This is a genomic window from Rhodococcus sp. ENV425 (genome assembly GCF_002887785.1).
Classification (GTDB): domain Bacteria; phylum Actinomycetota; class Actinomycetes; order Mycobacteriales; family Mycobacteriaceae; genus Rhodococcus; species Rhodococcus aetherivorans.
Genome location: NZ_PCZU01000283.1, coordinates 1 through 7,617, shown reverse-complemented (window position 1 = coordinate 7,617; position 7,617 = coordinate 1). Strand labels below are relative to the sequence as shown.

The 7,617-nt window shown below is 68.6% G+C and carries 7 protein-coding genes; 6 read left to right on the top strand and 1 reads right to left on the bottom strand.

Annotation, left to right across the window (positions count from 1 at the left end; all coding sequences use genetic code 11):
- From CQZ88_RS31950 to CQZ88_RS26615, 4 genes are all read left to right on the top strand, one after another.
- On the top strand, positions 1-443 hold a 443-nt coding region (locus tag CQZ88_RS31950), incomplete at its 5' end, for a cytochrome P450 (protein WP_258008811.1).
- Positions 444-500: 57 nt separating this feature from the next.
- Positions 501-1,691 (top strand): NAD(P)/FAD-dependent oxidoreductase, encoded by a 1,191-nt coding sequence (locus CQZ88_RS26625; protein ID WP_050036061.1) that lies wholly within the window; start codon positions 501-503, stop codon positions 1,689-1,691.
- A 63-nt stretch (positions 1,692-1,754) separates the two neighbouring features.
- Positions 1,755-3,209 (top strand): aldehyde dehydrogenase, encoded by a 1,455-nt coding sequence (locus tag CQZ88_RS26620; RefSeq protein WP_029546536.1) that lies wholly within the window; start codon positions 1,755-1,757, stop codon positions 3,207-3,209.
- Positions 3,210-3,235: 26 nt separating this feature from the next.
- Positions 3,236-3,673: a nuclear transport factor 2 family protein gene (locus CQZ88_RS26615; protein WP_102800547.1), complete on the top strand. Its 438-nt coding sequence runs from the start codon at positions 3,236-3,238 to the stop codon at positions 3,671-3,673.
- A gap of 70 nt (positions 3,674-3,743) precedes the next feature.
- Here the strand turns inward: CQZ88_RS26615 and CQZ88_RS26610 are convergent, their stop codons facing one another.
- Positions 3,744-4,664: an SMP-30/gluconolactonase/LRE family protein gene (locus CQZ88_RS26610; protein WP_029546534.1), complete on the bottom strand. Its 921-nt coding sequence runs from the start codon at positions 4,662-4,664 to the stop codon at positions 3,744-3,746.
- A gap of 223 nt (positions 4,665-4,887) precedes the next feature.
- Between CQZ88_RS26610 and CQZ88_RS26605 the strand changes: the two genes are divergently transcribed.
- Both CQZ88_RS26605 and CQZ88_RS26600 read left to right on the top strand, forming a co-directional pair.
- Positions 4,888-5,835: an alpha/beta hydrolase gene (locus tag CQZ88_RS26605; protein ID WP_029546533.1), complete on the top strand. Its 948-nt coding sequence runs from the start codon at positions 4,888-4,890 to the stop codon at positions 5,833-5,835.
- Between the two features lie 50 nt (positions 5,836-5,885).
- Entirely contained in the window at positions 5,886-7,496 is a 1,611-nt protein-coding gene (locus CQZ88_RS26600; RefSeq protein ID WP_029546532.1) for an NAD(P)/FAD-dependent oxidoreductase, read from the top strand.
- Positions 7,497-7,617 lie beyond the last annotated feature (121 nt).

Genomic DNA, 7,617 nt, shown 5'->3' with positions numbered 1-7,617 from the left:
TCGACGATCCGAGCCTGATGGACCACGCCGTCGAGGAGTTCCTGCGGTACTTCTCGCCCACTCAGGCGCTCGCCCGGACCGTCACCAAGGACACCGAGTTCCAGGGCTGCCCCATGAAGAAGGGCGATCGGGTGCTGCTGTCCTGGTCGTCGGCCAATCGCGACGAGAAGCTCTTCGACAACCCGGACGAGATCGACATCGAACGGTGGCCGAACCGGCACACCGCATTCGGAATCGGCGTACACCGTTGCGCCGGATCGCATCTCGGCCGCTACATGTCCAAGACGCTCATCACCCAGATTCTCGAGCGGATGCCCGACTACGAGGTGGACTTCTCCGCGCTCGAGCGGTACCCGCATCAGGGCACCAACATGGGCTGGCAGCGGATCCCGGCCACCTACACGCCGGGCCCGCGCGTGCTGTCGGACTACACCTTGTACTGAGTTGTACCGAGCGCACCCACCGCACCATCCGATTCATCGACAGGACAGGGGAACGCCGTGTTCAACGGCCGAAGAATCGTCGTCGTCGGCGGCGGCCTCGCCGGGCTCCGCACGTGTGAGGCGTTGCGCGCCGAAGGCTTCGACGGCGAGCTCGAGCTGATCTGTTCCGAGCCCACCCCGCCGTACGACCGCCCGCCGCTGAGCAAGTCCGCACTCCTCGAGGCGCAGGACACCACGTTCGATGTCGACTACGCGGCGCTCGGCGTCGAACTGCGCCTCGGTGTCCGGGCCCGGGCGCTCGACACCGCAGCCCGGGCGGTGCACACCGATGCCGGCGCACATTCCTACGACGCGCTGGTCGTCGCGACCGGGGCGGCCCCGGTCGCGCTGCCCGGGGCGGGCCGGCAACTCGTGCTCCGCACCGCCGCGGACGCCGAGCGTCTCCGCGCCGAGCTGCGCCCGGGAGCCCGCGTCGTTCTCGTCGGTGCCGGCTGGATCAACGCCGAGATCGCCACGACCGCACTGTCTCTCGGCTGCTCGGTCACCTGCGTGGAAGCCGGGTCCCGGCCGCTCGCGGGTCCGCTGGGCGCGCAGGTCGCCGAACGGCTGCGATCGTGGTGGGACGGAGTCGATCTGCGCTGCGGCACCGGCGTCGGCGAGGTCACGACAGACGGGCTGACACTGGACGACGGCACCGCACTGCCGGCGGACGTCGTCGTCACCGGTATCGGAGTGCGGCCCGACGTGGGCTGGCTGACCGGGTCGGGACTCGAGATCGATCGCGGGGTCGTCGTCGACGAGTCGCTGCGAACCGCCGACCCGGCGGTGTTCGCCGTCGGAGACGTCGCGATGCGCTGGTCGCCCCGGTTCGGGACGCGACTCGGGGGTGAACACTGGGACGAGGCGCGCACCGGGCCGGCGACGGTCGCCGGCGCGCTCCTGCGACCGCAGTCGCCGCCCGTCTTCGACCCGGTCCCGTACTTCTGGAGCGACCAGTTCGGACACAAAATCCAATTCGTCGGACACAGAAGCGAATCCGACGATATGGTGTTCCGCGAGGGTGCGGACGGCAAGTGGGGTGCGGCCTGGTTCGATGCCGCCGGGCAGCTCACCGCGCACCTGAGCGTCGATTCCCCCCGGCACATGGTGCAGGCCCGCATGGCGATCGACCGCCGTGTCGTCGTGGATCCGGACGAGATCCGGGATCTGTCGGCGCCCCTGCAGGCGCCGGCCCCGGCAGCGAAGTAGTACTCCCATCCCATCCAGCGAGTCGCCGTGGCGAGAGTCCGCGGTCGAGTGGAGGAACACAGCATGACCACAGCCACTCCCATCCAGCTGAAGAGCTACGACAAGCTGTTCATCGGCGGATCGTGGGTCGAGCCGTCCAGCGACGCGGTGATCGAGGTGATCTCCCCGATCAACGGCGAGGTCATCGCGACCGTGCCCGAGGCGCGCGAGGCGGACATGGACCGCGCCGTCGCGGCGGCGCGCAAGGCGTTCGACGAAGGTCCCTGGCCGCGGATGACGCCCGCCGAGCGGGCGGAGATCCTCGTGCGCGTCGGGAACGAGGTGAAGAAGCGCATCCCCGAGATGGCCGAGGCCTTCACCCTCGAACTGGGCGCCCCCGCAGCGGTTTCCACTCTGTTCCACCAGAACGCCGTCGACATGTGGGACGACGCGGCCACGTTCCACGAGCGCTTCGCGTTCGAGGAGGAGCGCACCTGGAAGGGCGGGCACGGCAAGATCGTGCGTGAGCCCATCGGTGTCGTCGCGGTCGTGGTCCCGTGGAACGGTCCGGTTGCGACCGGCTCGCTGAAGATCTCGCCCGCACTCGCCGCGGGCTGCACGGTGGTGCTCAAGCCGGCCCCGGAGGGCCCCGTCACGATGATGATGCTGGCCGAGGCGCTCGACGCCGCCGGTCTGCCCGAAGGCGTCATCAGCGTCGTGCCGGCAGGACGGGAGGTGGGTGACTACCTCGTCAGCCACCCGGACGTCGACAAGATCAGCTTCACCGGCAGCACGGCGGCCGGCCGCGTCGTCATGAGCCGGGCCGCCGAGCGGATCAAGCGGGTCACCCTCGAGCTGGGCGGCAAGTCTGCCGCGATCATCGCCGACGACATCGACCTGGACACCTTCCTGCCCGGCATGGTGTTCGGCGGCATCGGTCACTCGGGGCAGGTCTGCGCCGCCCTCACCCGCATCATCGTCCCGCGCGAGCGCCAGGAGGAGGTCGTCGAGGCGATCAAGGCGGTGATGGAGAGCGTGAAGGTCGGTGATCCCCGTGACGAGGACACTGTCCTCGGCCCCCTGGCCGCCGAGCGTCAGCAGACGCGGGTGCTCGACTACATCGAGATCGGCAAGAAGGAGGGTGCCCGTCTGGTGACCGGTGGCGGCAAGCCCGCCCACCTCGACCGCGGGTGGTACGTCGAACCGACCCTGTTCGCGGACGTCTCCAACGACATGCGCATCGCGCAGGAGGAGATCTTCGGGCCTGTGCTGGTGGTCATTCCGTTCGATTCGATCGACGAGGCCGTCGCCATCGCCAACGACTCGGACTACGGCCTCTCCGGCTCCGTCTACGCGAGGGACGAAGAGCTGGCCCAGAGCATCGCGCGACGGGTGCGCACCGGCCAGATCTCCGTCAACGGCTACGCGATGTGCGTCGTGCAGCCCTTCGGCGGCTACAAGCAGTCCGGTCTCGGCCGCGAGGGCGGCATCGAGGGCTTCGACGCGTTCTTCGAAACCAAGCTGATCCAGCTTCCCTGACCCACGACGACAGCGAAGGACCCGATATGACTGCGGTTTCTCCCGATCTCGCGCGCCGCGCGGAGGACGTGATGTACGCGTACGCGACCGCCGTGGACGAGGGCGACCTCGACGCCCTGCGCGCGCTGATCACCGACGACGTCTCGATCACCCAGAACGGCAAGGAGGATGCGGGCCCGGAGGAGTTCCTCGGCGTCTACCGTGCCTTCGCCGAGTCCGGCGCGGAGTTCTCCCGCCACGCGATCACCAACGTCCGTGTGTCCGACGAGGGCGACGGCCGGGTGCGGGTCGACGCGTACTTCGAGGCCACGGTGGCCGGCCCCGAGGGCACGCAGCGGCTGTACGGGCGCTACGCCGACACGTTCGCCGTGCGTGAAGGGACACTGCTCATCGAACGCAAGCGCATCACCGTGGACCGCGTGCTGGACCAGCCGGCCTCCGCGGCGGCGTACGCGCCGTACTGATCGAGCCGAACAACAGGGAAGGGCGGCGATTCGACGAATCGCCGCCCTTTCCCATGTCCTGGGGGCCGTCCTACGGGCGACCGCCGTGGGTGGCGCCGACGCGGGTGGCGAGCAGGCTCGCGTCGCGCGTGTGACGACGGGCGGCCTCCGAGGAGTTCGGCGCGGCGCAGGCGTAGAGGGTGTTGCCCTCCGGGCCGCCGAGCATGCACGCGAACACCCCGGTCGGGAACACGACCTCGCCGGTGATCGCGCCACCCTCCTCGACGCGGATGACCCGCCGGTTGAGGGCGTCGGCGACCCACACCGCACCGTCGCTGTCGAGGCAGATGCCGTCCGGCGCGACCGCCGCGGCGCTCATCGCGGCCTTGACGGAGTCGGTGGGCAGGTCCGGACCGAACGCGGCCCAGGTGCGCTGCCCGCCGAGCCGGCCGTCGGAACCGATGTCGAACGCAGTCAGCTTGTTGCCCATGCTTTCCGCGACGATCAGCGTGCCGGTGGGGGTGATCACCATGCCGTTGGGGAAGCGGAGATCCGAGGCCTCGACGGTGAAGGACCCGTCGGGCGCGACACGGATCAGGTTGGCCGGCGCGATCGGGGTGTCGCGCTTGAACTCGAAGCCGAAACTGCCCACGTACGCGGTGCCGTCCTCGGCGACCACCATGTCGTTGAGTTTGCCGGTGGCGACCGACGAGAGGTCGGCGTGGACGACGATCTCGCCGTCGTGCTCGCGGCGCATGATCCGCCCGGACTCCATCGCGGTGATCAGCAGGCGGCCGTCGGGCAGCCAGCCGAGGCCGGACGGCTCGTCGCCGGGGAGGGTGGCCTCGACGGTCACCGCACCGTCGGCGCCGATCGAGATCACCTCGTGCCGATAGAGATCCGAGACCCATACCCGTCCGTCGTGCCAGCGGGGGCACTCGAGGAAGGCACGGTCGGAGACGACGGTGTCGATGGGGCTCTGCAGCGCGGTGTCCTGGTTTCCGGCAGTCATGGTCGGTGGCCTTCCGTAGTAGATGCGGGGAGATGCCCCCGGAACTCTCGCTTCCAAGCTAGACCAATCATGCGCATAGATAAAGGCCCTAGCGCGCCGGTATTGCAAATAATCATGCGTATGGTTATGGTGATGTGCATCACTCGCTGCGCGCCGACTCTGCGCATCCGATCGGGAGTCGTCGACGTCTGTCGAAACCCATGCCGCACACGAAGGAGATGCCATGGCCCTCGACCCGGCCACCACCGCGTTTCTTGCCGAGATGGCGAAGGCAGGCGGTCCGCCCCTGCACGAAATGGCCCCGCAGGAGGCCCGCGCCATGAGCGAAGGCTTCACGCCGCTCTACGGCGACGGCCCGGAGATGACCCGGGTGGAAAACCGCACCGTGCCGACTCCGGACGGTCACCAGCTGCCGATCCGGCTCCTGGTGCCGACCGACAACGCCCGCGGCGTCATCGCCTACCTGCACGGTGGGGGCTGGGTGGTCGGGAGCCTCGACGGGTACGACACGCTCGGCCGTCAGCTCGCCGAGCGCACCGGCTGCGTCGTCGCCCTTGTCGACTACCGGCTCGCTCCCGAGCACGTGTTCCCGTCCGCCGCCGACGACGCGTGGACCGCGGTGCAGTGGCTCGCGGCGAACCGCGCCACCTACGCGGCCGCGGACGCCCCGCTGATCGTGGGCGGTGACAGTGCCGGCGGCAACCTCGCCGCGGTGGTCGCGCAGCGCGCCGCCCGGGAGAACGGTCCCGAACTCGCCCTGCAGTTCCTCGCCTACCCCGTCATCGACTGCGACTTCGACACACCCAGTTACCTCGACCCCGCGAATGAGCTCATGCTCACCCGGGACGCAATGGTGTGGTTCTGGGACCTGTACGTGCCCGAGGCGAAGGACCGCACCCGCTGGGAGGTCGCCCCGATCAACGCGAAATCGTTCGATGGTGTCGCCCCGGCCGCGGTGCTGATCGCCGAGCACGACGTCCTGCACGACGAGGGCCGCAAGTACGCGCAGGCGCTCCGCTCGGCCGGAGTGCCACTGCGCGAGAAGGTGTTCACCGGGCAGATGCACGGATTCTTCCAGTTCGTGAACATCCTGCCGGGCGCGAAGGACGGCATGGACTACGTCGTCGAGGCGGTCGAGGACGTGCTCGCCGGCGCGGACATCGCCCGATGAGCCCCGATCGGACGGAGAACGGCATGGGTACCGATCGGACGGATAACGGCATGGGTACCGAGAACACCGCCGAGGAGTTCGACGCGATCGTGGTCGGTGCCGGCTTCTCCGGCATCTACATGGTGCACCGGCTGCGGGAGATGGGGCTGACGGTCCGCGCCTTCGAGGCCGCCGACGGTGTGGGCGGCACCTGGTTCTGGAACCGCTATCCCGGCGCTCGATGCGACTGCATCAGCATGGAATACGCCTACACCTTCTCGCCCGAGCTGATCGACGAGTGGGAGTGGACCGAGCGCTATCCCGCCCAGCCGGAGATCCTGCGCTACCTGAACTTCGCCGCCGACAGACTCGACGTGAAGAAGCACTTCCGGTTCCGGACCCGGGTCGACTCGGCCCGGTTCGACGACCACACCGACCGATGGACGATCACCACCGACTCCGGTGACGTCGCCGTCGCCAAGTACTTCGTGACCGCGGTCGGCTGTCTGTCCACGTCGCAGACGCCGGACTTCCCGGGCCTGAACAACTTCCGCGGTGCGACGTACCACACGGCCGACTGGCCACGCGAGGGCGTCGACTTCACCGGCAAGCGGGTCGGGGTGATCGGCACCGGTTCGTCCGGCGTCCAGGTGATCCCGCTCGTCGCCGAGCAGGCCGAGAAACTGACCGTGTTCCAGCGGACTCCGGCGTTCAGCCTCGACTGCGGCAACCGCCCCCTCACCGAGGACGAGAAGCGGGAGTTCAAGGAGAACATCGAGACTTTCAAGGCGACCTCGAAGACCACACCGTCGGGCCAGTACACCGACACCCTCGAGGTCGGCGCGCTCGACCACTCCCCCGAGGAGCGGTGGGCGGTCTACGAGGAGCGGTGGAACCGGCACCGGGCGATCGACCTCATCGCCGCCTACCCCGACCTGTTCACCAACCGGGAGGCCAACGAGACCATCGCCGAGTTCTTCCGCAGCAAGATCCGCGCGGTGGTGCAGGACCCCGAGCTCGCCGAACACCTGTCACCGCGGACCTATCCGCTCGGTGCCAAGCGGATCACGCTCGACACCAACTACTTCCAGACCTTCAATCGGGAGAACGTCGAGCTCGTCTCCCTCCGCGAAGCGCCGCTCGAGGAGTTCACGGACAAGGGCATCCGGGCCGGGGGAACGGAGCACGAACTCGACGCGGTGATCCTCGCCACGGGGTTCGACGCGATCACCGGTCCGCTGCTGAAGATGGACATCTCCGGTGTCGGCGGCGAGACGCTGCGGGAGAAGTGGCAGGACGGACCCGTCACGTACCTCGGGATCGCGGTCGACGGGTTCCCGAACATGTTCATGCTCACCGGTCCCGGAAGCCCGAACGTGCTCACCAACGTGGTGTGCGCGATCGAGCAGCACGTGGAGTGGACCGCCGACTGCATCGAACGTCTCGAGCAGCGCGGCGCCCGCCGGTTCGAGGCGCTCGAGCCGTATACGCACGATTGGACCGAGCTCAACAACGAACTGGCGAAGGGCACGCTCTATCCCGAGGGCAACTCGTGGTACACGGGCGCCAATGTGCCGGGCAAGCCGCGGGTGATCATGTCCTACGTCGGTGGGCTCAACACCTACCGCGAGATCTGCGACGACGTCGCGGCCGAAGGCTATCGCGGTTTCGCCATCAAGTAACGGGAAACGGCAACGGCAGGACGCGCACTCGCGGCTGCGTGCCGCGGCGCGTCCTGCCGTCGTTTCCGAGGTTTCCGACGACGAGGAGTTGGTGGTGTCGCAGGGTCTGAAGTTGGGGTAC